Raw genomic sequence first — 26,500 nt, forward strand, 5'->3', positions numbered from 1 at the left:
CCTCTAGCCTATCCCGCCTTGCGCGTCTCTTGCCATTGCGCCCCGTAGCGCTGCTTGAGGGTGCGCTTGTCCACCTTTTCGGTGCCGAGGCGGGGCAGCGCTTCATGTTCTTCCCAGAACTGCACGGGGATCTTGAAGGCGGCGATGTGGGAGGCGAGGAACGTGCGCAGGTCGTCCGGGCTTACCGTGCAGCCTTCCTTGGCAAGATAGACCGCGACGGGGACTTCGCCGTAGAGCTCGTCGGGCAGGCCGAACACGCTGGCTTCGGCAACGCCGGGGTGCGCGTAGATCGCGTTTTCGACCTCGATGCAGGCGATGTTCTCGCCGCCGCGGATGATGATGTCCTTCTTGCGGTCGACGATGAAGAGGTAGCCTTCGGGATCGAGATAGCCGAGATCGCCGGTGCGGAAGTAGCCATCGGGCATTATCGCAGCGGCGGTCGCCTCGGGGTTGTCCCAGTAGCCGAGGAAATTGCAGACGCTGCGGATCGCGACTTCGCCGAGCTGGCCCTGCACGACAGGGTTTCCGCTATCGTCAAGGATCGCAAGATCGACGAGCGGGCGCGACGGGGTGCCGGTGCTGCCGGGCTTGGCGATGTAGTTTTCGTTGAAGTTTCCGCAGCCGACGCCGTTGGTTTCGGTGAGGCCGTAGCCGAGAATCGGGAAGGCGTGGGGCAGCGCCTTGCGGATGCGATCGACGTGCTCGACCGGACGCGGAGCACCGCCGGCGGCGAAAGTGACGCAAGTCGAAAGGTCGTACTTGTCGTGATCGGGGTGCGTCGCGATCTCGTAGCTCATCAGCGGGACGCCGACGAAGTAGGTGACCTTCTCGCGCTCGATCAGCTGCATCGCAGTGACCGCATCCCACTTGGGCATGAGCACCAGCTTGCGGCCGAGCGCGTAGGACTGGAGCATCAGCGGCACTTCACCGGTGACGTGGAACAGCGGCACGTTGACGAGCGCGATGGGCTGCGCGTTCGGTGGGGGCGCCTCGCCGCGCGCGGTCATCAGGCCGAGGACCATGACGCTCTGCGCGAGGTAGCTGAAGGTGCCCTGCACCACGCCGCGGTGGTTGGAGTAGGCGCCCTTCGAGACGCCGGTCGAGCCCGAGGTGAACAGGATCGTGGCGAGATCGTCGGGTCCGACTTCGTGGAGCGGGGTAGAAGCATCGCCGCCTTTGGCGGTGAGCGCGGCAAGGCCTTCGGAGGGATAGCAATCGTGGACGAGCGGGATGATCTCGGCACCGTGGGCGATGCCGGTCAGGCGCTCGGCACGCTGGCGGTCGGCGATGATCATGCGGCAGCCGACCATGTCGATACCTTGGGCCATTTCCTCGCCCTGCCACCAGCCGTTGATGAGGACAGCGCAGCCGCCGGCCATGAGCACCGCCATGTAGGCGACGATCCAGTTCGCCGAATTGCGCGCGGCGATGCCGACGCGGTCACCCTTCTGGAGGCCATGCCCGGCAACGAGGCCGCCTGCGGCGATTCGCGCGGCTTCGAGCGTCTGGGCAAAGGTCAGGCGCACATCACCATCGACGATGTACTCCTTCGCGCCGTGGAACGTGCAGAACTGGGTGAAATAGGCGCCGAGCGTGGGCGGGGCGGCAGCAATCATCGGGAGGTCGCGATCGAAGGCGCGGAAGGGTGTGGTGGCGAGCATGCCGCCGGGGGCGGTAAGCCCATCCATCACCTGGGCGAGATCCCGATCGAGCTGGGTCAACATGGGTATCTGAACTCTCCTCTCAGCCCCAATTCGCTTGGCTACCCTGCAAAAGGTACAGCGTCGGGGTCCAACCTTTTATTCGGTTTGCCTGACGGGTTTGCCCTGTGCCAGAAGGCCGCGCAAGGCTGCGGCGCACGCGGCACAAAACAAAACCGTTCTGTTACAAACCTCGTCGTTGCGAGAACTCTAGGGAGCTTGACCCTTGCTGTCACTATCGGCCGCCGCAGCCGCCGCTGTTGCGGGTCACCCGCCGCTGCACTGGGAGAACCTCGGCCTGTCGCCGATCGCGATCGACCTCGGGTTTTTCGCGATCAAGTGGTACAGCCTTGCCTATCTGGCGGGGATCATGCTGGCCTACTTCCAGCTCGGACGGATGATCCGCCAGCCGGGCGCACCGCTGGCGCAGCGCCATGCCGATGACTTGTTCTTCTACGCCACGCTGGGAGTCATCCTCGGCGGCCGGCTTGGCTATGCGGCGTTCTATGCGCCGGAACTGCTGACCGATCCTGCGCGGCTGATCCGCTTGTGGGAGGGCGGCATGAGCTTTCATGGCGGCCTGATCGGCACGGTCATCGCCATCGCCTGGGTTTCGTGGCGCGGCGGGCTGAACTTCGTGCGGACTTGCGACTACATCGCCGTCTGCGTGCCGCCGGGCCTGTTCTTCGGCCGCTGTGCCAACTTCGTGAACGGCGAGCTGTGGGGGCGGGTGACCGATTCGAAAGTGCCGTGGGTGATGGTGTTCCCCGGCGCTGGCCCGATGCCGCGCCATCCCAGCCAGCTGTACGAGGCGCTGCTGGAGGGCCTCGTCCTCGGCGTCGTGCTGTTCCTCCTGTTCTGGAGGACCCGCGCGCGCTGGCGGCCGGGCCTGCTCGTGGGGGTATTTGGCCTCGGCTATGCGCTGGCGCGGTTCATGGTGGAATTCTACCGCGAGCCGGACGCGCAGCTGCTCGATTTCGCGATGCGCAGCGGGCTCTCGATGGGCCAGTGGCTGACCCTGCCGATGATGGCGATCGGGCTGGGCCTCGCGTTCCGCGCGCTGATGAGCCCGCCGCTGGCGGTGACGATCCAGCCGGCCGGGCAGACTGCGGGGCAGACAATCGTATCCTGAGCGCGGAGCGGGAGCGATGACAGAGGGGCTGACGGCAGTTTTCGCGCGGTTGATTGCGGCAACCGGGCCAATCTCGATCGCGCACTACATGGCCGAGGCGAACGCGCGCTACTATGGCTCGCGCGATCCGCTGGGCGCGGCGGGCGACTTCGTGACCGCGCCCGAGATCAGCCAGATGTTCGGCGAACTGATCGGCCTGTGGCTGGCGGATCTCTGGCAGCGCGCCGGGAGGCCGGAGGGTGCCTGCTATGTGGAGCTTGGCCCTGGACGCGGGACTTTGGCGCGGGATGCGCTGCGGGCGGCCCGGCGCGGCGGGCTCTGTCCCGAGGTGCATTTTGTCGAGACCAGTCCGGCGCTCAAGGCCCTGCAGGAAGCGGCGCATCCGGGCGCGGTGTGGCATCACGATCTTTCCGGGTTGCCGACGGACAAGCCCTTGCTGATCGTCGCCAACGAGTTCCTCGATGCACTGCCGGTGCGGCAGCTGGTGCGCACGGCGAGCGGCTGGCGCGAACGCATGGTGGGGCTTGATGCTGATGGTGCGTTCCTCCCGGTTGCGGGGACAAGGCCGATGGATGCGGCGGTACCTGAGCGCTTCGCCACGGCGGCCGAAGGCGCAATCGTCGAGGCATCGCCGGCTGCGGCGACGATCGTGCAGGAAGTGGCGGGCCGACTTGCGGCGCAGGGTGGCGCGGCGCTGTTGATCGACTATGGCTATGCCGAGCCGCAATTGGGCAGCACCTTGCAGGCGGTTCGCGCACACCGGAAAGTGGATGTTTTTGCCGCGCCGGGCGAGGCGGACCTCACCGCGCATGTCGACTTTGCCACGCTAGGCGAAGTTGCAGAGCAGGCCGGTGCGCGCTGGTTGGGGACCAGCACGCAAGGGCACTGGCTTGCCGCCCTCGGCATCGGGGCACGGGCCGGGAGCCTTGCGCGGGCGGCGCCCCAGGCGGCGGAGGCCATCGAGGCAGCGACGATCCGCCTCACCGCCCCGGCGGAAATGGGCGCCTTGTTCAAGGTGATGGGTCTTGCGGCGCCGGGATGGCCCGATGGGGCAGGGCTCCACCGAGTCACCTGAAAGGCGGCCGATTGATACTTTGTCACACCGCAGCAAGACCGGTCTTGCGAATGACTTGCAGTAATCAGCCAAGTCCCTGTTTAAAATGCGATTAGCTGCCTCGCCTTCGCGACAAAATGCTTGTTGGCAAACGCAAGGCTTTGCGTCTATCAGGCGCGCCCAAGGGGACCGGACTCTCGCGCAGGCGGGGGATTGGTGCGGCATGGCTGGACGAGCGTCCCTTTGGGCACTTTCCCGCCGGATCGGTGTGGGACATTTTAGGACACGCTATCGCGCCCGATCCGTGGCGGCGGCAGCGCAGGCAGGGAATGGCAATGGCTGAACAAGCAAGCATCGCTGAGGCTACCATGGCTGGTGACGGCGTACGGCGCCGTGACTTCATCAATATTGCTGCGGTGAGCTTCGCAGGCGTCGGCGGTCTCGCCGCGCTCTATCCGTTGATTTCGCAAATGGCACCTTCAGCCGACGTGCTGGCGGAAAGCTCGACCGAAATCGACATCTCGGCGATCGCGCCGGGTCAGGCGATCAAGGCCGTGTGGCGCAAGCAGCCGGTCTTCATCCGCAATCTGACGCCCGAGGAAATCAAGTCGGCCGACGCGGTCGATGTGGCGAGCCTGCGTGACCCGCAGACGCTCGAGCAGCGCACCACCGCGGGCAAGACCAACTGGCTGATCACGATGGGCGTCTGCACCCACCTCGGCTGCGTGCCGCTCGGCGCCGGCGAGGGCGAAGTGAAGGGCGAGTTCGGCGGCTATTTCTGCCCCTGCCACGGCTCGGTCTACGATACCGCGGCCCGCATTCGCAAAGGCCCCGCGCCCAAGAACCTTGAGGTGCCCCCCCATGAATTCTCTTCCGACACTGTCGTGAAGATCGGCTGAGGACTGACACGATGAGCTTTCCCTGGGCGAACGAATACAAGCCGTCGCATCCGCTGATGCAGTGGATCGATGAGAAGCTTCCCCTCCCCCGCTTTGTCTACAACGCGGTCGGCGCCGGTTATCCGGTTCCGCGCAACCTGAACTACATGTGGAACTTCGGCGTGCTCGCCGGTTTCGCGCTGGTTCTGCAGATCGTGACGGGCGTTGTCCTCGCCATGCACTACGCGGCGAATGCCGGCGTGGCGTTTGACAGCGTCGAGCACATCATGCGCGACGTGAACTGGGGCTGGATGCTCCGTTATGCCCACGCCAACGGCGCGAGCATGTTCTTCATCGTGGTCTACACCCACATCTTCCGCGGCTTCTTCTACTCCTCGTACAAGGCCCCGCGCGAAATGATCTGGCTGCTGGGCGTCGTGATCTTCCTGCTCATGATGGCGACCGCCTTCATGGGCTACGTGCTTCCCTGGGGCCAGATGAGCTTCTGGGGCGCCAAGGTCATCACCGGCCTGTTCTCGGCGATCCCGCTGGTCGGCCCGCCGCTGCAGGAATGGCTGCTCGGTGGCTTTGCGCCGGACAACGCCGCGCTCAACCGCTTCTTCTCGCTGCACTTCCTGCTGCCCTTCGTGATCCTGGGTGTGATCATCCTCCACGTCTGGGCGCTGCACATCCCCGGCTCGTCCAACCCGACCGGCGTTGAGGTGAAGCAGGAATCGGACACCGTGCCGTTCCACCCCTACTACACCGCCAAGGACGGCTTCGGCCTCGGCATCTTCCTGATGGTCTACTGCGCGCTGGTGTTCTTCGCACCGAACCTGCTGGGCCACCCGGACAACTATATCCCGGCGAACCCGCTTTCGACCCCCGCGCACATCGTTCCCGAATGGTACTTCTGGCCGTTCTACGCGATCCTGCGCGCCTTCACCTCGGACTTCCTGATCATCCCGGCGAAGCTGATGGGCGTGCTCGCGATGTTCAGCGCGATCCTCGTGTGGTTCTTCCTGCCCTGGCTCGACACGAGCCCGGTCCGTTCGGGCCACTACCGTCCGCTGTTCCGCAAGTTCTTCTACGCGCTCGTCATCGACGTGCTCGTGCTGGGCTACTGCGGCGGCGCCCCGGCGGAAGAGCCCTACGTGATGATCTCGCAGATCGCGTCGATGTACTACTTCCTGCACTTCCTCGTGATCCTGCCGATCGTCTCGTCGATCGAGACGCCGCAGCCGCTGCCGTTCTCGATCACCGAGGCCGTGCTGGGCAAGGACGAGCACGCCACCCTCGCTCCAGCGACCCCGCCGTCGGCCCCAGCTGTCGCCTGAGCCTGCCAACCCGGCACATCCAAAGGGAAACCTCATGGTCCGTCTATTTGGCCCGCTCGTTGGCCTCTTCTTCGTAGCCGCGCTGCTCCTGTCCTTCGGGGTCGGTGCTTACAACGCGGCTACACAGCCCACCCCGCCGAGCGCGGAGAAGCTGTTCCACATGCACCCGAAGGACGTGAAGTTCTCGTTCGACGGGCCCTTCGGCACCTTCGACAAGGCGCAGCTGCAGCGCGGCTTCAAGGTCTATCAGGAAGTCTGCTCCAACTGCCACAGCCTGAAGCAGGTGGCGTTCCGCGACCTCGGCGCGCTGGGCTACAACGAAGCCCAAGTGAAGGCGATCGCGAAGAACTGGGGCACCAAGGCCCAGACCTTCGATCCCAAGACCGGTGACCGCGGCGAACGTCCGAACTTGCCTTCGGACCACTTCCCGCCGGTGTACTACGCAGGGCAAGGCAATCCGCCGGACCTCTCGTTGATCGCCAAGTCGCGTCATGGCGGCGCGCAGTACATCCACTCGCTGCTGACCGGCTATGTCGATCAGGCCGGCTACAAGAACGAAGCGGGCGAGGAACTGCTCAAGAAGTTCCCCGACGCGAAGACGCCGGATGGCCTGTACTTCAACCCGTACTTCGCCAACCTGAACCTCGCCATGCCGCAGCCGCTGACCAGCGAAGGTCAGGTGACCTACAGCGACGGCACCAAGGCGACGGTCGACCAGATGGCGATGGACGTTTCGGCGTTCCTGACCTGGACGGCTGAGCCGAAGCTCGACAAGCGCAAGCAGACGGGCTGGCCGGTGTTGGGCTTCCTGCTGGCAGCCACGGTTCTTGCCTACCTCGCCAAGCGGAATGTCTGGGCTGACAAGCACTAAGACTATCGCCTCAGGCAACAAACAAAGGCCACCGGCAACGGTGGCCTTTTTTGTGGGCGCGATTATGGAAGGCCGCAATGACCAAGGATGAGATCAAGGCGCTGGTGCGCACCGTGCCCGACTTCCCCGCCAAGGGAATCCTGTTCCGCGACGTGACGACGCTGATCCGGCATGGTGAGGGCTTTGCAGCATGCATCGCGCATCTGGCACGGATGGCAGAAGCGGCAGGTGCCGACCTGATCGCCGGCATGGAAGCGCGCGGGTTCATCTTCGGCGCGGCGGTGGCGGCATATATGCGCAAGGGGTTCGTACCGGTACGCAAGCCGGGCAAGCTGCCGGTGCGCACGGTGGGCATCGACTATGCGCTGGAATACGGGCGTGACCGGCTGGAGATCGATCCCGGCGCGATCGGCAAGGGCGACCGCGTGGTGATCGTGGACGACCTCATCGCCACGGGCGGGACGGCGCTGGCGGCGACCGAATTGCTACGCGGCGCGGGGGCCAAGGTGGATCACGCGCTGTTCGTGATCGATCTGCCAGACCTGCATGGTGCTGAACGGCTGCGCGGAGCTGGAGTTACCGTGGAAGCGCTGATGGACTTTCCCGGGCACTGACGCCGGGTGTAGTGCCCCCTTACCCCACTCGCCTGAAGGCGTGAGGGCAATGGATCAGAGCGTTGCGAGGGTCGCCTTGGCGCACTTCGCGGAAACTTCGGCGCTGCCGCTGCTGGCACCGCTGACGACTCCGGCGAGATAGAAACCTGCGACGATGAAGACGACGAAGCCAATGGTGACGAGGCCGAGGTACTTGTCGATCACGCGCTTGATCGGCGCCCCGAACAGGCGAAACAGGCCGCCCACGATCATGAAGCTGATCGAACGGCTCACGATGCTGGCGAGCAGGAACGGGATGATCGGCATTGCGATGAAGCCGGCGGTGATCGTCAGCAGCTTGAACGGGATCGGCGTCGCGCCTTTGATAACAATGATTTCGACCCCGTATTCGCGCAAATAGCAGGCCGCGCGGGGGAAGCTTTCGGCGAGGTGGAGCAACTCGAGCAGCTGCTTGCCGACGCTGGCGAAGAGAAAATAGCCGATCGCATAGCCGAGGAGGCCGCCGAGCACCGACCCTGCGGTTGCAATCGCGGAGTAGCGGACTGCTTTCTTCGGTTCGGCGAGGCACATCAGCCCGAGCAACGGGTGCGGCGGAACCGGGAAGAAGCTGGCTTCCATCGCCGAGAACAGGGCCAGCCAGACTTCGGCGAGCGGGTGCGTGGCCTTGGCCAAGGTCCAATTGTAGAGGCTGCGAAGCATTGGGCTGAGTACTCGGCTGATCGACTGGGCACCGGCGGGCAGAATCGGGACGGGTCCCGCAAGCAGCCCTTAGCAGCGCATTCCAAACATTCCCTAAGCGAGCCGTCGCCTGAGCGCTAGGGGGCGAAGTTCTTAACCATATGGGTACATTTTTCTTGACATCGTCACGCTGATTGAGTACATAACGGGAACATCGCGATAGACCGAGTCGCTTCCCCGGCAGCGAATTTCCGGTGTCCCTTCTCCCAGCGACGGAACTCTCATGGCCCAGCGATCCAACGCGCGCAAACCGCGCACCGCCGCCCCTTTGCGTCGCACCAAGTCGGACGCTCGACCCGGGTGGGTCGACGCCTTCCTTGCCGCGCTTGCGGATACCTCGAATGTCGCGGCGGCGGCCCGCGCGGCATCAGTCGATGTTTCGACCGCCTATTCCCGGCGGCGACTCAATCACGAGTTCAACCGCGAGTGGCAGGTGGCGCTTTGCGAAGGCTACGACAATCTCGAGATGGAGCTGCTCTGCCGGCTCCGCACCGGCGAGGTGAAGCCCGCCACCGGCGCCAAGAAAGGCGTCAGGACCTTCGACAACGCCACCGCGCTGCGCCTGCTGGCAGCACACCGGGAAATGGCGACACGTGAACGCGCCCAGCGGAGCCATACCGGCGCCGAGGAAATCCGGGCCGCGATCGATCGCAAGGTCGACGAACTGCGGCGCCGGGTCATGGAGGCGAAAGCGCAGCGCGACGCCGCCACTATGGCCGTGGCGATCCTGCCCAAGCCCCAGGATCCAGCGTGAGGCGGGACCGGCTCGACTTTCTACGCCACGATGTGGACGGGCTTGCCCGGAAGCTTCCCGACAAGCTCGATCAGGGTGAGCGCGCCGTTGTCCTCACGAACTGGCCGATGTGGGCGCGGGCCTCGCAGCTGCCGCCGGAAGGCGACTGGCGAGTTTGGCTGATCATGGCGGGGCGCGGCTTCGGCAAGACGCGAGCCGGTGCGGAGTGGGTGCGGATGGTGGCCGAAAGCAACCATGAGGCCCGGATCGCGCTCGTCGCCTCGTCATTGCATGAGGCACGCAGCGTGATGGTGGAAGGCGAGAGCGGGCTGATGGCAATAAGCTCGCCGTACATGAGACCCCGCTACGAACCCTCGCTGCGGCGGATCGTGTGGCCGACCGGAGCACAGGCGCTGCTCTATTCGGCGGCGGACGCCGAGGCCCTGCGCGGGCCGCAGCACAGCCATGCCTGGTGCGACGAGATCGCCAAGTGGGACGACAATCAAGGGCAGGCCCGGCGGTGCTGGGACAACCTGATGCTTGGCCTGCGGCTGGGCGAGGCGCCGCAGATCGTGGCGACGACGACGCCGCGCGCGGTGCCTTTGGTCCGGCGGCTGATGGCGCAAGTCGGCCAGGCTGACGATGTCGTTCTGACGCGGGGATCGACGCTGGAGAATGCGGAAAACCTGCCCGGGCGGTTCATCACCGATGTAACTCGGGAGTTCGGCGGCACCTTGCTGGGCCGTCAGGAACTGGATGGCGAGTTGATCGATGATCTGCCGGGCGCGCTGTGGACGCGCGGATTGCTCGAGGCCTGCCGCGAGAACGGTGCGGCGCCGGGGATGACCCGCGTGGTTGTCGGTGTCGATCCGCCGGCCAGCGCTGACGGCGATGCCTGCGGGATCGTGGTCTGTGGGCTGAGCGAAGATGGCGTGGCGCGGGTGCTGGCGGACGCTTCGGTGGAGAAGCCCAGCCCGGAGCGCTGGGCGCGCGCGGTGGCCGACGCGGCCCGTGCATGGTCGGCGGACCGGGTAGTGGCCGAGGCCAACCAGGGCGGCGCGATGGTGGAGTCCGTGCTGCGGGCGGCCAATGCGGCGTTGCCACTCAGGCTCGCCTATGCACGGCGCGGCAAAGCGGCACGGGCCGAACCCGTCGCAGCGCTCTACGAGGCAGGGCGGGTGCGCCATGCCGGGTTCTTTGCGCGGCTGGAAGACGAGCTGTGCGGCTTGCTGCCCGGCGGAACCTATCAGGGCCCCGGACGGTCGCCGGACCGGGCCGATGCCTGTGTCTGGGCGCTGAGCGAGCTGATGCTGGGACGCACGGGAGAGCCGCGCATCTGGTTTGATTGAGGGGCCAAGGTTCGCGCTTGGCCGAACACGCCCTCCCCCGGCCCCTCCCGCAAACGGGGGGGCGTGACGGTGTTGCCCCTCCCGCGAGCAGGAGGGGAGACAATTTGAAAGGCTGGACATGTCGATTTTGCAAAGCCTCGCGGCGGCCTTCAAGGGCGCCGCGGTTTCCGAACGTGCGCCTTTGGCGCGCGGGTTCATTTCGCCCTGGGCCGAGGCATTCCAGTGGCGCGGCGGTGAAGCGCGCGGGCCGCTGAACTATCCGGCGGCGATCCGCGAGGCCTATCTCAAGAACCCGGTGGCGCAGCGTGCGGTACGGCTGGTGGCGGAGGGCGTGGGAAGCGCGCCGCTGAGCGCTTCGGAACCGGAACTGATCCGGCTGGTGAGCGCAACGAGCGCAGGGCAGGCGCTGCTGGAGACGCTGGCGAGCCAGTTGCTGCTGCACGGCAACGGCTATGTGCAAGTGCTGCGCGATGCCGACGGGCAACCGGCCGAGCTGTTCGCGCTGCGGCCCGAGCGGGTGCGGGTACTGCCTGACAGCAAGGGCTGGCCGGCGGCGTTCAGCTATACACTGGGCGAGACGACGCTGCAGATCGATGCGGTGGACGAGTTTGGTCGGCCCAATCTCATCCACATCCGGGCCTTCCACCCAGCGGATGACCACTATGGCGCAGGCTGCCTCGAAGCGGCTGACGAGGCCGTGGCGATCCACAATGCCGCCGCGCGATGGAACCGGGCGCTGCTGGAGAATGCAGCGCGGCCATCGGGCGCGCTGGTCTATGATCCGGGTGAGCCTGGTGCGGCGCTGAGCGCGGATCAGTTCGAGCGGATCAAGACCGAGCTGGCGGCAGCGTTTTCCGGCGAGACCAATGCCGGGCGGCCGATGCTGCTGGAAGGCGGGCTCAAGTGGCAGACCTTGGCGCTGAGCCCGGCGGACATGGACTTCGCCACGCTGAAGGCGGCGGCAGCACGGGACATCGCGCTGGCATTCGGCGTGCCGCCGATGCTGCTCGGGCTGCCGGGCGACAACACCTATTCGAACTACCGCGAGGCCAACCGGGCGCTCTGGCGGCTGACGCTGCTGCCGCTGGCGGGGAAGATCCTCGATGCGCTGGCGGAGGGGCTGGCACCTTGGTTTGCCGAGGCGTCGCTGGCCGTCGAGCTCGACCGGGTACCGGCGCTGGCCGAGGACCGGCAGGCGCTGTGGTCGCAGGTGACCGCGGCCGATTTCCTTACCCCCGCCGAGAAGCGGCAGATGCTCGGCCTTGCGGAGAACCTGACATGAAGCGCGAGGACATGCTGGCCGGCCTATTGGCGCAGGCCGGGAGCGAAGGCTCTGACCTGATTACCCTGAGGGCCGTCGTCGAAGAGGCGAGCGAGCTGGGCGCGGCGCGGGCGCTGGAGCAGATGGGCCTCGCCGACGAGACCGCGCACGAGGACCTTGCCGAGCTGCGTGAGCTGCTGCGGGCCTGGCGCGATGCCAAGGCGAGCGCGTGGAAGGCGGTGGTGGGCTGGGTGGTGCGCGGCGTGCTGGCGCTGCTGCTGCTGGGCATCGCGGTCCGTTTCGGATCGCAGGACGTGCTGAAGTGAGCGCGGCGGCGACTTCGGCGCCGGCGGAGCTGCGCTTTGCGGGCTATGCCGCCGTGTTCGGCAAGCGCGACAGCGGCGGCGACGTGATCGTGCCGGGGGCGTTTGCCGAGACGTTGGCGGCGCGCAAGGAGGCGGGCGTGCGGCTGCCGCTGCTGTGGCAGCACCGGACTGGGCAGCGCATCGGCTGGGTCGAACTGGCCGAGGAAGACCGGCACGGCCTGCGCGTGATCGCCTCGCTTTCGCCCGGTGCAGGACCCGCTGCCAAGGCGCTGGCCGAAGGCGCGGTGAACGGCCTCTCGTTCGGATATCGGGTGCGCGATGCCGCACCGCAGGGCGGCGGGCGTGAGCTCCGCAGCGTCGACCTGATCGAAGTCAGCCTGGTGACCCGGCCCATGCAGCAGCTGGCCCGGGTCCACTACGTCGACAGCAATGGCGGCCGGTTGGCGCCAGCTAACTCCCAACCCGTTTCGTGACCCAAGAAAGGACGTTCGGTTCCATGGACATCAACACCCCCGAAAGCGCCGCAATCGGCGCAATCGAGACCAAGGCCGACGCGTTCGACGCGTCGTTCGACATCATGGCGCGCCAGGATGAAACCGCGGCTGCGCTCGAAGCACTGCGCGGTGATATCGCCGAAGTGAAGGGCAGGCTCGACAAGGTGAACCGCGCGGCAGTGCGCCCGGTTATCGGCAATGCGATCGGCGGCGCCGACATGGCCGACGCTTCGCCCGAACTGAAGGGCTTCGTGGATGGCTATCTGCGGATGGGCCGCGAGACCGAGCTCAAGTCGCTGTCGATCGGCTCGGCTGCCGACGGCGGCTTTGCCGTGCCGCGATCAATCGATGCCGAGATCGCGCGCCGCCTGGTCAAGCTGAGCCCGGTGCGCAGCGTGGCCAATGTCGTGCAGACGAGCACGAGCGGGTTCCGCCGCCTGATCTCGATCGGCGGCACAGCTTCGGGCTGGGCGAGCGAGACCGGCGCGCGGATCGAGACGAACAGCCCGAAGCTGGCCGAGATCGCGCCGCCGCTGGGCGAGCTCTATGCCAATCCTTCGGCGACGCAGCAGATGCTGGACGATGCGGCGTTCGATGTGGGCAGCTGGCTGGCGGGCGAGATCGCCACCGAGTTTGCCCGCGCCGAGGGTGCGGCGTTCATCAATGGTACCGGCACCAACCAGCCGCGCGGCTTCCTGACCGGCCCGACGGCGGCGCAAAACGATACGGCCCGCCCGTTCGGTACGCTGCAGTTCATCGCATCGGGCAATGCCAATGCGTTCGATGCGACGCCGGAGTCGAAGCTGATCGACATTGTCTTCGCGATGAAGGCAGCGCTGCGGCAGGGCGCGGTGTGGATGATGAACTCTGCGACGCTCGCTGCCGTGCGCAAGTTCAAGTCGGCCGACGGTTCGTTCCTGTGGCAGGCGGGGATCGTCGATGGCCAGCCGAGCCGCCTGCTTGGCTACCCGGTGGTCGAGGCCGAGGACATGCCGGACATCGGCGCCGGCAATTTCCCGATCGCGTTCGGCAACTTCAAGGCCGGCTACCTGATCGCCGAGCGGACCGCGACGACGATCCTGCGCGATCCCTACACCAACAAGCCCTACGTGCAGTTCTATGCGACGCGCCGGGTGGGCGGGCAGGTGCTCGACAGCGACGCGATCAAGCTGCTGAAGATCTCGACCTGATGGCTTGAGGCGGGTGCGTGATCCCCTGACGCGCCCGCCTCCGCGTCCGCGGCGGCTCCCCTCACGCCGCGGACGCCCCCTTTCCCTGCGCGGGATGTTTGCATCCCCCGAACACCGGAGATTGCCATGAAGCGGGCAATTACCGCGCCGCCGACCTTGGCACCGACGGCGCTCGCCGAGCTCAAGGCCTGGCTCGGCATCAGCATGACGCGCGATGACGCGGAGCTGACAGCTTTGATCAGGACCGCACTGGAGCTGTGCGAAGGATTTATCGGCACGATGCCGCTCGTATCGGGCTGCGAGGAAGTGCTGACCGCGACTGGCGAATGGCAATCGCTGGCGACGCGGCCGGTCAGGGCGATTACCGGCGTGGTGGCCGTGGCCACGGATGGCACGCGCACGGCGCTGGCTCCGAACGGCTACGACATTGACATCGACGGTGATGGCACCGGGCGCATGCGTCTGGCGCAGCCCATCGACCAGACCCGTGTCGCGGTAAGGTTCACAGCCGGGATGGCCGAAAGCTGGGACACGCTGCCCGACGCGATCCAGCAGGGGATCGTGCGTTGGGCCGCCTACCAGCACCGCGCGCGGGACAATGACAAGGCGATGGCCGGGCCGCCGGCTTCGGTGGCGGCGCTGTGGCGGCCCTGGCGGCGGATGCGCATCGCATGAGCAGGACCAGCAGCAACTTTGCGCAAGTGCAGCAGCAGTTGATCGCCGCCGCACGGCGCATTGCCGAAGCGAGGGCCGCACAGCGCGCTGCGCCCGACAACACCGCCAACTGGCGATCCCCGCGGTGGCTGTGGCCCCTGCTCTGACAGGAGTGAGCGATGGAACTGGCATTTCGTGCGGCCGTCATCGGCTGGCTTGCCGGCGATCCGGTCCTGGCCGCCGGGCTCAACGCGATTGTCGAGGAAGCGCCGATCAGGACCGCGCTGCCCTGGCTTGCGCTGACGGCGAGCGCGAGCACCGACTGGAGCAACAAGAGCGGGCGTGGGCGCGAGATAAGGATCGCGCTGGAGCTCAATTACCGGGGCTACGAGCAACTGGCGGAGGCCGACCTGATCGGCGCGCTCGAGGCACGGATGGAGAGCCTGCCGGCAGACCAGAGCGCAGCCGGATTCCGCATCGCCAGCCTGACATTCCTCAAGGCCCGGGCCGAGCAGCGCGGCGAGGCGCTGCGTGCGCTGGTGCTGGAATACCGGGCACGGGTCCTGGCGGCCTGAGCGCGCCACGTCCCACTGCCCTGACGATCACATCCTACCAAACAGGAGAACCGAGATGCCTGCACAGAAGGGAAGCGCGTTTCTGCTGAAGATCAGCGATGGCGCCGCAACGCCGACCTACAACACCGTGGCCGGGCTGCGCACGACGCAGATGTCGATCAATGGCGAGTTGGTGGTGGTGACCAGCAAGGATTCCGGGGGATGGCGCGAGCTGCTGTCGGGCGCCGGCACGCGCTCGGTGAGCGTGAGCGCGGCCGGGATCTTCCTGGGCAGCGCCGCCGAGGCGCAAGTGCGCGGCAATGCACTGGCCGGGACAATCACCGACTACGAGCTCTCGTTCGAGGGCGGCGAGAAGATGCGCGGCAAGTTCCTCGTCCAGAAGCTCGACTATGCGGGCGATTTCAACGGCGAGCGCAACTACACGCTCTCGCTCGAGAGCTCGGGCGCGGTGGCGCAGGTATGAGCGGCGCGGATGTGATCGCCAATCCGCATCGCGGTGAGGCCGGCTTGCTGCTGGACGGCGTGATGCATGTGTTGCGTCCGAGCTTCGGCGCGCTGGTGGCCGCCGAGGAAGAGCTGGGGCCACTGTTCGCACTCGTCGAGCGGGCGAGCGGCGGCGAGCTCAAGCTGGGCGAGATGGTGGCGCTGTTCTGGCATTGTCTGGCGCATCCCTCAGACCAGAGCCGCGAGGACTTTGCCGAGGCGGTGGCACGGGCCGGGCTTGCCGCCTGCGCGCCGGCACTGCGCGGCCTGCTGGTCCAGGTCCTGAAGGGCGGCGGATGAGCGCCAAGGCCGAAGTACGCTTTGGCGAGACGGCGACGCGGCTGGCCGGCCAGGCAGCGCTGCTGGTGGGCTGGACCCCGGATACGTTCTGGGCAGCGACGCCGGCAGAATTGATGGCGATCGCGATGGCCGCCGCCCCGCCGCCCGGAGACGGGATCGACCGCACGACGTTGACCGCGATGATGGAGCGCGACACGCATGGATAGTCTTTCAACGCTGGTCGTCGACGTGCGGGCCAGCACCGACGGGTTTGCCAGCGATATCGGCCAGATGCGCAGCAGCTTTGATTCGATCCTGGTCGACGGCTTTAGCCGGGGCAGTGACGTGCTGGAACGCGGCCTGCTGAGTGCTGTGCGGCGCGGCAGCCTCGGCTTCGAGGATCTGCGCAAGATCGCGCTGAGGGTCATCGACGATATCGCGGCGCAAGCGCTGCGCAGCGGCCTCGCTTCGATCGGGATCGGTGGTGCGGGCGCGGGCGGAGGCGGCGGGATCCTCGGTATCGGCAGCCTGATCGGTTCGCTGTTCGGCCTGCCGGGACGCGCGACGGGTGGGCCGGTCTCTCCGGGGCGGCCTTACATCGTGGGCGAACGCGGTCCGGAGCTGTTTGTGCCGACCTCGGCGGGACAAGTGAATGCTGGCGGCGGTGGCGGCGGGAACCGCTCGGTCAATGTCTCGATCCGGGTGGTAGCACCGGAAGGCAGCAGCAGCCCGGAAAGCCTGCGCCGCTCCAGCCGTCAGGTGGCGCAGGCGGTGCGCCGGGCCCTGAGCGACTATTGAGAAGGAACGAGGGGCCATGAGCTTCTGGCTGGCAAGCCGTCGCACCGTGCAGGCGACCGACACGATCCAGCGGTTCGATCCGCGGTTCTGGACAGTCGATTTTCCGCGTCCGGCGATGGCATCGGTGGTGACGACGGCACCGGATGCGCTGCGCGTCGATGCGGTATTCCAGAAGGCGAACGACCTGATCGGGCTGATCTGGGAAAGCGCGGACCGGTGGGATCACCCGCTCCTCGCCTATGACACAGACCGTGACTATGCCCGGCTGACGCTGTCGTTCCGCTGGCGTTCGAGCGGGGTGCTGCCGCTCGATGCGGTGAACGGACCGACGCTCACCATCGAAGGGCGCGATGCAGCGGGCAATCCACGCGGCTGGTATGTGCGGCTGTGGAACTATGCCGTGGGGACGCCGACCGATGCGGTGGTGACACTGCCGTTCTCCTCGCTTGCTGGCGGATTCCTGCTGCCGGGCGAGGCCGACCTGGTCTATCCTTCCGATATCGACCGGATGTTCATTTCGCTCGTTTCTCCGGGCTATTCAGCGACAGCGACGACGCCTTTTGCATCGGCGGTGACGGGCTGGGCCGAACTGAGCGCGATGCGCTGCAGCGGGCACAAGCCGATGCTCACCATCGGGGATGTGATGGTGCCACCGCATGGGCTTTGCATCGCGACCGGCTATGACGATGCTTACAACCAGACGCCGGCTCGATTGCTGCGCAGCATTCGCAGTCTCGGCTATCGCGGCAGCATCAATCATTACGTGGGGATGAGCCATTTCTTCCCGCTGTCGCCGGATGGTACGAATGGTTTCGTGGTCGACCCGGCGCTAGCTGCGCTCAATGCTGCGGCAGAGCGCTGGCACAGCGGTTTTCTGTCGGCTGCGAAGGCGATGGGATACACGGTTATCCTGTCGCAATCATATGAGTTGCTGGCGCAGCATTGTCCGGCAGCCTGGCAGCAGCGGACGGCAGACGGAACGCCCGCGCGGACCGGATGGTCGACGCCTTCGGCGCTGCTTTCGCCAGCCAACTCGGCGGCTATGGGCTGGTTGCGCAAGGTGGCTGTTCGGCTCGCCGGATTGCTGACCGAGGCGGGCCTGCCTGTCCGCTATCAGGTTGGCGAGCCTTGGTGGTGGGTGACCGCAGACCGCAAGATCTGCATTTATGATGACTCGGCCAAGGCGGCATTGGGCGGGAACCCGGTGGTCATTCCTGATCTTGGCGCGCCGCTGAATGCTGCGCAGAAATCGCTGCTCGATGCGGCGGGTGCGCTGCTGGCGGCCTCGACTGCGAGCCTGACAGCGGCGGTGCGCACGGCGGCGGGAAGCGCACCATGCGAGACGCTGCTGCTGACTTTTCTGCCGACGGTTCTGGACCCTGCAACACCGGAGGCGCGGCGGGCCAACCTGCCGACCGGGTGGGCCTCGCCCGCGTTCGATGTGCTGCAGCTTGAGGACTATGACTGGCTGACGGCCGGGTTCGAGGCGCGCCGGACACGGGGACGCGCGGAAGCGGAAGCCCGGCTCGGCTATCCGCGCTCCCGGCAGCACTACCTATCAGGCTTCGTGCTGAACAAGGCGGACGCCGAGGCACAGTGGCCGCTCATCGACGCGGGGGCGAGCGAAGCGCAAGCGCTGGGCGTGGCCGAGACTTTCATCTGGGCGCTGCCGCAAGTGGCTCGCGACGGTTTCACCCGCTTACCCGACGCTGCCGCAGGAGCAGCCAGCGAGGACGACATCATGCAGCCCTTCGACGATGTGCTCTTCCCTATTGCGATTGGCCGATCCGCGACGGTCACGCCCGAGTTCTCGACGAATGTGACGATCACGGCGTCGGGCTTCGAGCGGCGCAACAGCCTGTGGGCCGATGCACGGCTGCGGTTCGATGTCGGGCCGGGCGTACGTTCGGAGGCCGAGCTGGGCGACCTGATCGCATTCTTCCGCGCGCGGCGTGGCCAGGCGCGCGGGTTCAGGCTGCGCGATCCGTCCGACTTCAGCTCCAACGGGATGATCGGAGTGCCAACCGCGCTTGATCAGCTGATCGGAACGGGCAACGGCGCGCAGGCGCGCTTTCCACTGGTCAAGGCATATGGCTCGGGGCTCGACGCGCAGCAGCGCAGGATTACCCGGCCGCGCAAGGAAAGCGTGCTGGTAAGCGTGGACGGCGCGGCGGTGACCAACTGGTCGCTCGATGCGCTGGGCGAGATTGTCTTTGCAGATGCCCCGGCCGCCGGAAAGGCAATCCGCGCCGGGTTCCTCTTCGATGTACCGGTGCGGTTCGCCGAAGACCGGCTTGATGTCTCCGGCGCGGCGTTTGCCGCCGGAGAGGCGCCGAGCGTGCCGCTGATCGAACTGCGCGAGGATGCCTGACATGCCCGAGAGCACGCGGATCTGGTTCAGTCAGCCGCTCGAGACTGTGGCGATCTGGTGGCGGCTTGAACGGCGCGACGGCGTGACGCTGGGTTTCACCAGCCACGACCGCGATCTGATGTTCGACGGGCTGCTCCACCGCACCGCGCCGGGCATGGTGCCATCAGCGATCCGGCGCACCGCGGATTTCGAGGCCGACAGCGCCGAAGTGGCTGGCGCGCTGAGCCACGATTCCATCCGTGAGGCTGACCTTGCCGCAGGCCGGTTCGACGGTGGATCGATCGCGATGGGACTGGTCGACTGGGAAACGCTGGAACGGATGACGCTCTATGCGGGCACGATCGGCACAGTTGGTCATGAGGGCTCCGGGTTTTCCGCCGAGCTGCGATCGGTCAAAGACTTGTTGGCACGGCAAATCGTGCCGCGCACTGCGCCTACCTGCCGGGCCGAGTTCTGCGGCGAGGGCTGCACGCTTTCAGCCGCGGCGTTCACGCATCAGGCAAGCCTGGCAGCGATGTCTGCAGACGGCAGCTCAGTGCGTGTGGCGGGAGGCCCGCCAGCCTCCTCGCTAGCGTTTGGCACCCTGCGCTGGATCGATGGCCCAGAGGCGGGGATCGTCCGGCGAATCGAGGCTGTCGACGGGACCTCACTGCTCGTTGACCGGACAACAGCTGCGCAGATCAGCGTCGGAACGCGGGTCGAACTGCGCGAGGGTTGCGACCACACACTCGACACGTGCGCGAACCGCTTTGGCAATGCGGTCAATTTTCAGGGCGAGCCGTTCCTGCCCGGAAACGATCTGCTGACCCGCTATCCGGCACCGCCGCGATGACCAAGGTACTAGCGGAGGCTGCGATGAGTCTGGTCGGCGTGCGGTTTCGCTTGCACGGCCGAGATCCGGCGACCGGCCTCGACTGCGTGGGGGTGGTGGCCGAAGCCATGCGCCGTGCAGGGATCGAGCCCGTCGTGCCGACAGGATACCGCCTGCGCTCCGCTTCGGTGATCGGCCTGCTGCCATTCGCACAAGCCAATCTTTTCGAACCGGTTGCGCTGGCAGATGCCGACGTGGCGCTGGCGATGGTCAACCCGGTTCAGGCGCATCTTGCCGTCTCGGCGACCGGCGGCTTCGTCCATGCACATGCGGGGATCGGAAGGGTGACCTTTCTGCCCGGCGCTTTGCCCTGGCCGGTTACTGGTTGCTGGCGCGTGCCGGGTCCCAAGCATGAAAACGGGAACTGAGGTTTATGGCTACACTGCTTCTGACCGCTTTCGGCTCCATCTTCGGGGGCCCGCTGGGGGGCGCGATCGGGGCGCTGGTCGGTCGCCAGATCGACACGGCCATCATCGGCGGGCGCAAGGTCGAAGGGCCGCGGCTGAAGGACCTGACGGTCCAGACATCGAGCTACGGATCGGCATTGCCGCTGCATTTCGGGAAGATGCGGGCCGCAGGCAGCGTGATCTGGGCAACCGAACTTGTCGAACACAAGGATACGGCGGGCGGCGGCAAGGGACGGCCTTCGGTGACGAGCTATACCTACACGTCCTCGTTCGCCGTAGCGGTGAGCAGCAGGCCGATTGCGGGGATCGGGCGGGTCTGGGCCGATGGCAATCTTCTGCGCGGGGCCGACGGCGACCTCAAAGTCGGCGGCAAGCTGCGGGTCCATCTCGGGCATGGCGATCAGGCAGCGGACTTGCTGATGGCCCAGGCCGAAGGGAGCGCGCGCTGTCCCGCCTATCGCGGCCTTGCCTATGTCGTGTTCGAAGACCTCGAACTGGCGGATTATGGCAACCGCATCCCCTCGCTGACGTTCGAGATTCTCGGCGACGCGGGCAGCACGTCGATCGGCGCCGTGGCGCGGGCGATCCTGCCGGAAGCAGCGGTCAGCAATCTCGAGACCAGCCTCGCAGGGTTCAGCATCGATCAGGGGTCGGCTGGGGATGCGCTCGCGGTGATTGCCGAAGCCGTGCCCATCGCTTGTGCGGTAACGGGGGGCACCCTTTCGCTTCATGCGGCGGAACCGACCGGGTTGGTGACGCCGAGGCTGCTGCCGGCGCCAGCGGCAGCGAACAAGGATGGCCAGTCGTCCGAAGCCAAGGCGAGCGGCTGGTCGCGCAAGCGGGAACCCTTGCCGCGCGTGCGGCAATGCGGCGTCCGGTACTACGATACGGCGAGGGACTACCAGCCGGGGTTGCAGCGCGGGATCGGCCGGAGTGAGCAGGGCGACCTGCAAGTGATCGAACTGCCCGCAGCGCTCAGTGCAGCCGAAGCGCAAGCACTTGCCAGCAGCGCAGGTCGTCGCGCGGCCCGACCTGCCGACACCATCAGCTACCGCGTGACGGAGATCGACCCGGCGATTGTCCCCGGGGCCTTCGTAGAGGCTCCGATCGCCTCTGGGCTGTGGCGCGTCGCACAGTGGGAATGGCAGCAGGATGGCGTTCTGCTGTCGCTCACCGCGTGCCCGTCAAAGGGCACGAACACTGCCCGTCCGGCGGGTGCAGCCGATGCCGGGCGTTTCAATGCTGCGATCGATCTTGCCCGCACACGGACTGTACTGGAAGCCTTCGCCTTGCCGTGGGACGGGACCGGCAGCGGAACCAGCCCTGCGGTGTTTGCTGCGGCGTCAGGCGCCAGCGCCGGTTGGACCGGCGCCTCCCTGCTGGCCGATCTCGGCGGAGATGGTGGCGCGCTCGTCTCGATCGGCTCGACCGGCCGAACCCGGGCACGAATGGGCCACACGCTTGGAACCTTGGCCTCCGCTTCGCCGCTCCTGCTGGATCGCACATCGACGCTGGATATTGCCCTTGCCGCGCCGGATCAGACCCTGAACGAGGCGAGCCTCGCGCAGTTGCTCCAAGGCGCGAACCGTGCCCGCGTTGGCAACGAAATCGTGCAGTTCGCAAGTGCCGCACCGCTCGGTGACGGAGTGTGGCGATTGAGCAACTTGCTACGCGGGCGCGGCGGCACCGAATGGGCCATCGGCACCCATCTCGCCAGCGAGCCGTTTGTCCTTATCGAGGACAATCTCGTGCAACTCGACCCCTCGCTGATCGGGGATCCGGCAACGACGCGCATCGTTGCTGTTGGCCTTGGCGACACGGCGGCTGTCAGTGTGCCGATCAGCGACCCCAGCGCGACACTCCGCCCGCTCTCGCCGGTCCATGGCAAGGCTGCCCGCGAGATAGATGGCGCGATCACACTCAAGTGGACACGGCGCGCGCGCGGCGCGTGGCTGTGGCGCGATGGTGTCGACACGGCATTGAACGAAGAGACGGAGCGCTGGGAGATCGCGCTCGGTGATCCGGACACACCGGTGCTGCGCTGGCAAACGACGACCTCTGCCCTCTCGATCACGGCGGACCAGATCGCCGGCTTGCCGACCGGTGCGCCGCACTACTTCGCGGTCCGCCAGATCGGACGGAATGCCGCTTCGACTGCGCTGCGGATCGATTTTCCCGCCTGACCCGAGCAAAGGAAACCGCTGTGACTGACCCCATGAGTTTCTCCTCCACCTCGCCGCGCCACGCTCTGCCATTGCTGTTCGCCGGGCAGAGCCAGAAGGAATTGACCGTAAACGAGGCCATGGTCGCGCTGGACGCCCTGCTCCACCCGGCGATCGAAGCAGTGGTTACCAGCCCGCCAACGGCACCAGCGAATGGACAGTGCTGGCTGGTCGGGACCGCCGCGACAGGCGTGTTCGCTGGGCAGACCGACCGCATCGCAGCGTGGAGCGAAGGCGGCTGGCGCTTCCTTGCCCCGCGCGAGGGAATGCGCGCTTATGACATCTCTTCCGCCGCATACCGAGTGTACGCGGGAGGCAGTTGGCTCGTGCCTGCCACACCGACCGCGCCAACGGGGGGCAGCGTCATTGACAACCAGGCCCGGGCCGCAATCTCTGCCATGCTGACTTCTCTACGCGCTGCAGGGGTGCTCGCCTGACACGCTTGCCCCTTTTGGTCAGGTCATGGGGGATGCCGCCATTTGCGAGGCCATCTCCGCGCGGGTTTTGTGGCTTACATGTCTGGTTTTAGTTGCCTTTTGGCAACAGGCTGCACTCACGTTTGCTTGCAAGCAAAAACGAGAGCCGCTAATGGCGAGAGCACCCGAGGCATGACTTCGAATAAAGGGGAAATGAGAATGCGGAAACTGCTCGTGGGCTTGGCCCTGGCGTCGACGGCGCTCGCAACGCCGGCGCTCGCCAAGAAGGATTCCTGGTACGTCGAGGTCGATGCTGGCGCGATGATCGTCGAAAAGACCGATCTTGCGATCGCTGGTGTCGCTAACGCCGCCACTCTCAAGAACGACACCGGCTACGACATCGGCGGTGTCGTTGGTTACGACTTCGGTGGCTTCCGCCTCGAGTCCGAAATCGGCTACCGCCGCGCTCGCGCTGACCGCGTCACCGACAGCACCGGTGCCACTGCTGACCGTGCAAGCGGCACGCTGACGGGCCGTTCGCAGGCCCTGAGCTACATGGTCAACGGCCTGCTCGACTTCGGTCCCGATGACGGCCTGCAGGCCTTTGTCGGTGGCGGTGTTGGCGTTGCTAACGTCAAGTATGTCATCTCGACGGCCGGCTTCGGCGGTGCCAACGACTCCGACACTCGCTTCGCATGGCAGGCGCTCGCTGGCGTGCGCACCCCGCTCACCAGCCACTGGGACCTGGGTCTGAAGTATCGCTATTTCAGCGTCGACAAGCTCAACTTCGTGGGCAATGGCGCACTGAGCGGTGCGGCCATCAACAGCCAGTGGCGCTCGCACTCGATCCTGGGCACGCTGGCTTACAACTTCGGCGGCGACAAGCCGGCGCCGATGCCGGAACCGCCGGCTCCGCCCCCGCCGCCGCCCCCGCCGCCCCCGCCGCCCCCGCCGCCCCCGCCGCCTGCTCCGGTCTGCAACAAGGGTCCGTACATCGTGTTCTTCGACTGGGATAAGTCGAACATCACGCCTGAGGCGGCAACCATCCTGGACAACGCAGTTACGGCCTACGGCAACTGCGCCAGCGTTCCGATCATGCTCGCCGGTTACACCGACCGTTCGGGTATGCCGAAGTACAACCTCGGCCTGTCGCAGCGCCGCAACGATGCGGTCCGTGGCTACCTGACCGCCCACGGCATTCCCGATGGTTCGATCACCAGCCAGGCATTCGGTGAAGCCAACCCGCGCGTTCCGACCGCCGACGGCGTCAAGGAACTCCAGAACCGCCGCGTGGAAATCACATACGGTCCGGGCTCGGGCATGTAAGCTCGGCAGCAGCCGGAAAAGATTGGGGGGCCGGAGCAATCCGGCCCCCTTTTTTTGGCTGAAGCGGCCGAGGCGAGCTTTGGGAATTTAGGTCATCAAAGCGGCAGCCACGCGAGCGCGGCACCCCGTTTGCGTATTCAGCGCTCGCGACTTATGAGATCGCGGCGGCAGACCTCGAGCGCAACCAAAGCGAACGGCACAACCACGAGGATGCCCGCCAGCCCGATGCGCAAGTTTGCCCCGAACGCGCCCGAGATCTTGCCGGCGGCATAGGGCCCTAGCGCGAGGCCGACCATTGTCGCAAAGAGGAAGAAGGCCGCCGTTGCCGTAGCGCGGGTCGTAGCCGGCACAATATTGACGATCGTTCCGGCAGCTCCGCCAAGCGCACAGCTGGCGAGGAACCACATTGGGAACACGCAGATGTAGACGACGGTTAGTGAATGAGTCGCCAGCATGATGCAGTTCGGAACCAGCGATGTGAGCAATGCTGCGATCACCACAAGGATACGCCGCGAATGGAATCGGTCGCCAGCCAGCCGATCTCCCATTGCCCCGCCAGCGATGACGCCCAGCGCGCCGCCCATAGCGGCCGATCCCCCGACAATCAGCGCCACAGCGCCGGCCGACGCGCCGAACTCGCGGATCACCAGAGAAGGCCCGAACGCCGAGTTGGCGTACGTAATCACGCACATAAGACCGTAGCCGAGGTTTAGCCCGACCACGGACTTCGAAGCCCAAATCACGCGGAAGGCTTCGGGATCGTCGTGGCGCAAAGCGATGGCCCATGACGCAATGGCGTATGTTCCGATACCGAGAGCAATCCACTGCGCAGGATCACCGATCAGGTACGAAAGCACCGTACCGAGCATGGCAAGACCAGCAGCGATGGCGAGATTGCCGAGCAGGGCCGACGCGCCGCGCCGGGCCGCAGCCAAAAGCGTGAATGGCGGGACTATTGCGGCCAGATCTCGCACGAACGCCGCCAGCGTCGCAGCCTGAGGCGCGGGGCGAGAAGTGCCATCCAGCGGCAGTGCCTCGAAGCGACCACGGATCGGCTCCCTGAGGCTGCGCACCCAAAACGCAAGCGCAAGGCCGGGCAGGCCGACGGCAAGGAAGGCCGCTTGCCATCCGGCCAGTCCAAACGGTCGCTCGGCAAGCGGGAAGGCGTTGTTCCAGCCGCCTGCAATTGCAGTACCAATGTAGAGCGAGAAGCCGCCGCCGAGGTAGATACCCGAAGAGAAGATCGCCACTGCAGTCGCGCGGCGATGCGCCGGGAAGTAATCCCCCAGCAGGGAGTACGAGCAGGGCCCGGCCGTTGCCTCGCCTACCCCGACACCGATCCGCGCCGCGCCGAGCTGGAGAAAGCTGCGCGAGAGGCCTGAGAGCGCCGTCATCACCGACCACAGCGCGAGCCCTGCCGCCAGCACGCGCGTGCGCATCGCACGGTCTGCCAGCTTGCCAAGTGGAATACCGAAAAGGGCGTAAAAAACGCCGAACGCCGTGCCGTAGAGGAAGCCGAATTGGGCATCCGAGATGCCGAGATCGTGCTTGATATCCACGGCGAGGATCGTCAGCAGCTGACGATCAACGAAATTGACGATGTAGACTATGACCAGGACGAGCAGCGCGTACCAGCTGTAGCGGTCAACACCGAACCATTGCTTCGGCTTATCCGTCATCTCCATACTTGGTGCCATCCTCTATCCCGGCTGCATCGAATCCCGCGCGCCGCAAACGGCAGCTGTCGCACACGCCGCAGGCTCGGCCGTCGGGCAGCGGGTCGTAGCAAGACCAGCTGGCCGCAGGATCGAGCCCGAGACGGGCCGCTTCTTGCGCGATTTCGCTTTTTCTGAGGTGTTGGAGCGGAGCGTGAACCCGCACGGTGCCGCCCTGGTCGCCAAGTTTGGTGGCAACCCGGGCGAGATTTTCAAAGCCGCCGATGAATTCCGGCCGACAATCGGGATAGCCGGAGTAGTCGAGCGCATTGACCCCGATGAAGAGATCCGATGCACCCGCCGCTTCGGCCCATGCCAGGGCAAGCGACAGAAACACGAGATTGCGGGCCGGGACGTAAGTAACTGGAATATCATCGCCCACGCCGTCCTTGGGCACGGCGATGTCCGCCGTCAGGGCTGATCCGCCGAACTGACGCAGATCGAGCGGGAGGATCACCTGACGCTCGACCCCCAGCGCCTTTGCGATCCCTCGCGCAGCTTCGATCTCGACGCGATGACGCTGGTTGTAGTCGATCGTCAGCGCCAGAACCCGAAAGCCCTGCTCACGTGCAAGTGCCGCACAGACCATGGAATCAAGCCCGCCCGAAAGCAGAACAACAGCAAGAGGGGCTTGTTGGGAAACGGCTTCAGCTACCATGCCGCAGAGCTAAAGCCATGCACCGCGCGTGGCAATCCTCAGTGCGAA

General features: G+C 66.2%; 29 protein-coding genes. 25 read left to right on the forward strand and 4 right to left on the reverse strand.

The genetic code is table 11. From position 1 onward, the window contains the following. Nucleotides 1-8: 8 nt before the first annotated feature. On the reverse strand, nt 9-1,724 hold the full coding sequence (locus tag NDB2M1_RS19680; protein ID WP_054122484.1) for a class I adenylate-forming enzyme family protein: 1,716 nt from the start codon (nt 1,722-1,724) through the stop codon (nt 9-11). A gap of 205 nt (nt 1,725-1,929) precedes the next feature. Between NDB2M1_RS19680 and lgt the strand changes: the two genes are divergently transcribed. The 6 genes from lgt to NDB2M1_RS19710 all read left to right on the forward strand — a co-directional run bounded on the left by lgt (nt 1,930) and on the right by NDB2M1_RS19710 (nt 7,586). Beyond that, entirely contained in the window at nt 1,930-2,832 is a 903-nt protein-coding gene (gene lgt / locus NDB2M1_RS19685) for a prolipoprotein diacylglyceryl transferase (protein ID WP_054122497.1), read from the forward strand. A 16-nt stretch (nt 2,833-2,848) separates the two neighbouring features. Further along, nucleotides 2,849-3,907, forward strand: a complete 1,059-nt coding sequence (locus NDB2M1_RS19690; RefSeq protein ID WP_072384458.1) for a class I SAM-dependent methyltransferase — start codon at nt 2,849-2,851, stop codon at nt 3,905-3,907. Between the two features lie 314 nt (nt 3,908-4,221). Continuing rightward, complete coding sequence (petA, locus tag NDB2M1_RS19695; protein WP_171955454.1) at nt 4,222-4,785, forward strand: ubiquinol-cytochrome c reductase iron-sulfur subunit; 564 nt, start codon at nt 4,222-4,224, stop codon at nt 4,783-4,785. 11 nt (nt 4,786-4,796) lie between these two features. Then, nucleotides 4,797-6,101 (forward strand): cytochrome b, encoded by a 1,305-nt coding sequence (locus tag NDB2M1_RS19700; protein ID WP_054122486.1) that lies wholly within the window; start codon nt 4,797-4,799, stop codon nt 6,099-6,101. 34 nt (nt 6,102-6,135) lie between these two features. After that, entirely contained in the window at nt 6,136-6,972 is an 837-nt protein-coding gene (locus NDB2M1_RS19705; RefSeq protein ID WP_072384459.1) for a cytochrome c1, read from the forward strand. Nucleotides 6,973-7,049: 77 nt separating this feature from the next. Beyond that, nucleotides 7,050-7,586: an adenine phosphoribosyltransferase gene (locus tag NDB2M1_RS19710; RefSeq protein WP_072384460.1), complete on the forward strand. Its 537-nt coding sequence runs from the start codon at nt 7,050-7,052 to the stop codon at nt 7,584-7,586. Between the two features lie 54 nt (nt 7,587-7,640). Here NDB2M1_RS19710 and NDB2M1_RS19715 read toward each other — a convergent pair whose 3' ends face one another. Then, nucleotides 7,641-8,285 (reverse strand): YqaA family protein, encoded by a 645-nt coding sequence (locus tag NDB2M1_RS19715; protein ID WP_054122489.1) that lies wholly within the window; start codon nt 8,283-8,285, stop codon nt 7,641-7,643. Between the two features lie 262 nt (nt 8,286-8,547). Here NDB2M1_RS19715 and NDB2M1_RS19720 point away from each other — a divergent pair, with 262 nt between their 5' ends. From NDB2M1_RS19720 to NDB2M1_RS19810, 19 genes are all read left to right on the forward strand, one after another. After that, entirely contained in the window at nt 8,548-9,078 is a 531-nt protein-coding gene (locus NDB2M1_RS19720; protein WP_072384461.1) for a hypothetical protein, read from the forward strand. Beyond that, complete coding sequence (locus NDB2M1_RS19725) at nt 9,075-10,406, forward strand: DNA-packaging protein (RefSeq protein WP_253185962.1); 1,332 nt, start codon at nt 9,075-9,077, stop codon at nt 10,404-10,406. Before NDB2M1_RS19720 ends, NDB2M1_RS19725 begins: the two co-directional genes overlap by 4 nt. A gap of 118 nt (nt 10,407-10,524) precedes the next feature. Beyond that, nucleotides 10,525-11,688: a phage portal protein gene (locus NDB2M1_RS19730; protein WP_072384463.1), complete on the forward strand. Its 1,164-nt coding sequence runs from the start codon at nt 10,525-10,527 to the stop codon at nt 11,686-11,688. Continuing rightward, a complete protein-coding gene (locus tag NDB2M1_RS19735) occupies nt 11,685-11,993 on the forward strand; it encodes a DUF6127 family protein (RefSeq protein ID WP_072384464.1) in 309 nt (102 codons plus the stop codon). The genes NDB2M1_RS19730 and NDB2M1_RS19735 overlap by 4 nt, the downstream gene beginning before the upstream one ends. Further along, on the forward strand, nt 11,990-12,466 hold the full coding sequence (locus NDB2M1_RS19740) for an HK97 family phage prohead protease (protein WP_072384465.1): 477 nt from the start codon (nt 11,990-11,992) through the stop codon (nt 12,464-12,466). Before NDB2M1_RS19735 ends, NDB2M1_RS19740 begins: the two co-directional genes overlap by 4 nt. 23 nt (nt 12,467-12,489) lie before the next feature. Beyond that, nucleotides 12,490-13,677: a phage major capsid protein gene (locus tag NDB2M1_RS19745; protein WP_072384466.1), complete on the forward strand. Its 1,188-nt coding sequence runs from the start codon at nt 12,490-12,492 to the stop codon at nt 13,675-13,677. 126 nt (nt 13,678-13,803) lie between these two features. Then, entirely contained in the window at nt 13,804-14,352 is a 549-nt protein-coding gene (locus tag NDB2M1_RS19750) for a head-tail connector protein (protein ID WP_072384467.1), read from the forward strand. After that, the gene (locus tag NDB2M1_RS22745; RefSeq protein WP_171955455.1) at nt 14,349-14,498 is read left to right on the forward strand and encodes a hypothetical protein; all 150 of its coding nucleotides are present in this window, start codon (nt 14,349-14,351) and stop codon (nt 14,496-14,498) included. The genes NDB2M1_RS19750 and NDB2M1_RS22745 overlap by 4 nt, the downstream gene beginning before the upstream one ends. A 12-nt stretch (nt 14,499-14,510) precedes the next feature. Next, nucleotides 14,511-14,906, forward strand: coding sequence for a DUF3168 domain-containing protein (locus tag NDB2M1_RS19760; RefSeq protein WP_072384469.1), 396 nt, complete (start codon nt 14,511-14,513; stop codon nt 14,904-14,906). A 55-nt stretch (nt 14,907-14,961) separates the two neighbouring features. Then, the gene (locus NDB2M1_RS19765; RefSeq protein WP_072384470.1) at nt 14,962-15,369 is read left to right on the forward strand and encodes a phage major tail protein, TP901-1 family; all 408 of its coding nucleotides are present in this window, start codon (nt 14,962-14,964) and stop codon (nt 15,367-15,369) included. Continuing rightward, complete coding sequence (locus NDB2M1_RS19770) at nt 15,366-15,689, forward strand: gene transfer agent family protein (protein ID WP_072384471.1); 324 nt, start codon at nt 15,366-15,368, stop codon at nt 15,687-15,689. The genes NDB2M1_RS19765 and NDB2M1_RS19770 overlap by 4 nt, the downstream gene beginning before the upstream one ends. Further along, a complete protein-coding gene (locus NDB2M1_RS19775; protein ID WP_072384472.1) occupies nt 15,686-15,895 on the forward strand; it encodes a phage tail assembly chaperone in 210 nt (69 codons plus the stop codon). The genes NDB2M1_RS19770 and NDB2M1_RS19775 overlap by 4 nt, the downstream gene beginning before the upstream one ends. Continuing rightward, entirely contained in the window at nt 15,888-16,466 is a 579-nt protein-coding gene (locus NDB2M1_RS19780; RefSeq protein WP_072384473.1) for a tail tape measure protein, read from the forward strand. Before NDB2M1_RS19775 ends, NDB2M1_RS19780 begins: the two co-directional genes overlap by 8 nt. 16 nt (nt 16,467-16,482) lie before the next feature. After that, entirely contained in the window at nt 16,483-18,837 is a 2,355-nt protein-coding gene (locus tag NDB2M1_RS19785; RefSeq protein WP_072384474.1) for a DUF2460 domain-containing protein, read from the forward strand. Nucleotide 18,838: 1 nt separating this feature from the next. Then, nucleotides 18,839-19,669, forward strand: a complete 831-nt coding sequence (locus NDB2M1_RS19790; RefSeq protein WP_072384475.1) for a DUF2163 domain-containing protein — start codon at nt 18,839-18,841, stop codon at nt 19,667-19,669. Between the two features lie 23 nt (nt 19,670-19,692). Further along, complete coding sequence (locus NDB2M1_RS19795; RefSeq protein WP_253185963.1) at nt 19,693-20,076, forward strand: peptidoglycan endopeptidase; 384 nt, start codon at nt 19,693-19,695, stop codon at nt 20,074-20,076. Between the two features lie 5 nt (nt 20,077-20,081). After that, nucleotides 20,082-22,298, forward strand: a complete 2,217-nt coding sequence (locus NDB2M1_RS19800; RefSeq protein ID WP_072384477.1) for a GTA baseplate fiber-binding domain-containing protein — start codon at nt 20,082-20,084, stop codon at nt 22,296-22,298. Between the two features lie 20 nt (nt 22,299-22,318). After that, a complete protein-coding gene (locus NDB2M1_RS19805; RefSeq protein ID WP_253185964.1) occupies nt 22,319-22,774 on the forward strand; it encodes a DUF2793 domain-containing protein in 456 nt (151 codons plus the stop codon). Nucleotides 22,775-22,972: 198 nt separating this feature from the next. Further along, the gene (locus NDB2M1_RS19810; RefSeq protein WP_072384478.1) at nt 22,973-24,079 is read left to right on the forward strand and encodes an OmpA family protein; all 1,107 of its coding nucleotides are present in this window, start codon (nt 22,973-22,975) and stop codon (nt 24,077-24,079) included. Between the two features lie 137 nt (nt 24,080-24,216). Here NDB2M1_RS19810 and NDB2M1_RS19815 read toward each other — a convergent pair whose 3' ends face one another. Together NDB2M1_RS19815 and queC are read right to left on the reverse strand one after the other, a co-directional pair. Beyond that, nucleotides 24,217-25,758 (reverse strand): MFS transporter, encoded by a 1,542-nt coding sequence (locus NDB2M1_RS19815; RefSeq protein WP_072384702.1) that lies wholly within the window; start codon nt 25,756-25,758, stop codon nt 24,217-24,219. Continuing rightward, nucleotides 25,748-26,452 (reverse strand): 7-cyano-7-deazaguanine synthase QueC, encoded by a 705-nt coding sequence (gene queC, locus NDB2M1_RS19820; protein ID WP_072384479.1) that lies wholly within the window; start codon nt 26,450-26,452, stop codon nt 25,748-25,750. Before queC ends, NDB2M1_RS19815 begins: the two co-directional genes overlap by 11 nt. Nucleotides 26,453-26,500: the final 48 nt, after the last annotated feature.

Origin of the sequence: Novosphingobium sp. NDB2Meth1, assembly GCF_900117425.1 — a bacterium.
GTDB lineage: Bacteria > Pseudomonadota > Alphaproteobacteria > Sphingomonadales > Sphingomonadaceae > Novosphingobium.

Coding starts and splice junctions, on each gene's coding strand:
- NDB2M1_RS19795 (WP_253185963.1), top strand. CDS start 19,693: ATGAGTCTGGTCGGCGTGCGGTTTCGCTTGCACGGCCGAGATCCGGCG.
- NDB2M1_RS19730 (WP_072384463.1), top strand. CDS start 10,525: ATGTCGATTTTGCAAAGCCTCGCGGCGGCCTTCAAGGGCGCCGCGGTT.
- NDB2M1_RS19790 (WP_072384475.1), top strand. CDS start 18,839: ATGCCCGAGAGCACGCGGATCTGGTTCAGTCAGCCGCTCGAGACTGTG.
- NDB2M1_RS19745 (WP_072384466.1), top strand. CDS start 12,490: ATGGACATCAACACCCCCGAAAGCGCCGCAATCGGCGCAATCGAGACC.
- NDB2M1_RS19760 (WP_072384469.1), top strand. CDS start 14,511: ATGGAACTGGCATTTCGTGCGGCCGTCATCGGCTGGCTTGCCGGCGAT.
- NDB2M1_RS19705 (WP_072384459.1), top strand. CDS start 6,136: ATGGTCCGTCTATTTGGCCCGCTCGTTGGCCTCTTCTTCGTAGCCGCG.
- queC (WP_072384479.1), bottom strand. CDS start 26,452: ATGGTAGCTGAAGCCGTTTCCCAACAAGCCCCTCTTGCTGTTGTTCTG.
- NDB2M1_RS19770 (WP_072384471.1), top strand. CDS start 15,366: ATGAGCGGCGCGGATGTGATCGCCAATCCGCATCGCGGTGAGGCCGGC.
- NDB2M1_RS19700 (WP_054122486.1), top strand. CDS start 4,797: ATGAGCTTTCCCTGGGCGAACGAATACAAGCCGTCGCATCCGCTGATG.
- NDB2M1_RS19810 (WP_072384478.1), top strand. CDS start 22,973: ATGCGGAAACTGCTCGTGGGCTTGGCCCTGGCGTCGACGGCGCTCGCA.
- NDB2M1_RS19765 (WP_072384470.1), top strand. CDS start 14,962: ATGCCTGCACAGAAGGGAAGCGCGTTTCTGCTGAAGATCAGCGATGGC.
- NDB2M1_RS19735 (WP_072384464.1), top strand. CDS start 11,685: ATGAAGCGCGAGGACATGCTGGCCGGCCTATTGGCGCAGGCCGGGAGC.
- NDB2M1_RS19750 (WP_072384467.1), top strand. CDS start 13,804: ATGAAGCGGGCAATTACCGCGCCGCCGACCTTGGCACCGACGGCGCTC.
- NDB2M1_RS19815 (WP_072384702.1), bottom strand. CDS start 25,758: ATGACGGATAAGCCGAAGCAATGGTTCGGTGTTGACCGCTACAGCTGG.
- petA (WP_171955454.1), top strand. CDS start 4,222: ATGGCTGAACAAGCAAGCATCGCTGAGGCTACCATGGCTGGTGACGGC.
- NDB2M1_RS19720 (WP_072384461.1), top strand. CDS start 8,548: ATGGCCCAGCGATCCAACGCGCGCAAACCGCGCACCGCCGCCCCTTTG.
- NDB2M1_RS19710 (WP_072384460.1), top strand. CDS start 7,050: ATGACCAAGGATGAGATCAAGGCGCTGGTGCGCACCGTGCCCGACTTC.
- NDB2M1_RS19715 (WP_054122489.1), bottom strand. CDS start 8,285: ATGCTTCGCAGCCTCTACAATTGGACCTTGGCCAAGGCCACGCACCCG.
- NDB2M1_RS19680 (WP_054122484.1), bottom strand. CDS start 1,724: ATGTTGACCCAGCTCGATCGGGATCTCGCCCAGGTGATGGATGGGCTT.
- NDB2M1_RS19775 (WP_072384472.1), top strand. CDS start 15,686: ATGAGCGCCAAGGCCGAAGTACGCTTTGGCGAGACGGCGACGCGGCTG.
- NDB2M1_RS19785 (WP_072384474.1), top strand. CDS start 16,483: ATGAGCTTCTGGCTGGCAAGCCGTCGCACCGTGCAGGCGACCGACACG.
- NDB2M1_RS19800 (WP_072384477.1), top strand. CDS start 20,082: ATGGCTACACTGCTTCTGACCGCTTTCGGCTCCATCTTCGGGGGCCCG.
- NDB2M1_RS22745 (WP_171955455.1), top strand. CDS start 14,349: ATGAGCAGGACCAGCAGCAACTTTGCGCAAGTGCAGCAGCAGTTGATC.
- NDB2M1_RS19690 (WP_072384458.1), top strand. CDS start 2,849: ATGACAGAGGGGCTGACGGCAGTTTTCGCGCGGTTGATTGCGGCAACC.
- NDB2M1_RS19780 (WP_072384473.1), top strand. CDS start 15,888: ATGGATAGTCTTTCAACGCTGGTCGTCGACGTGCGGGCCAGCACCGAC.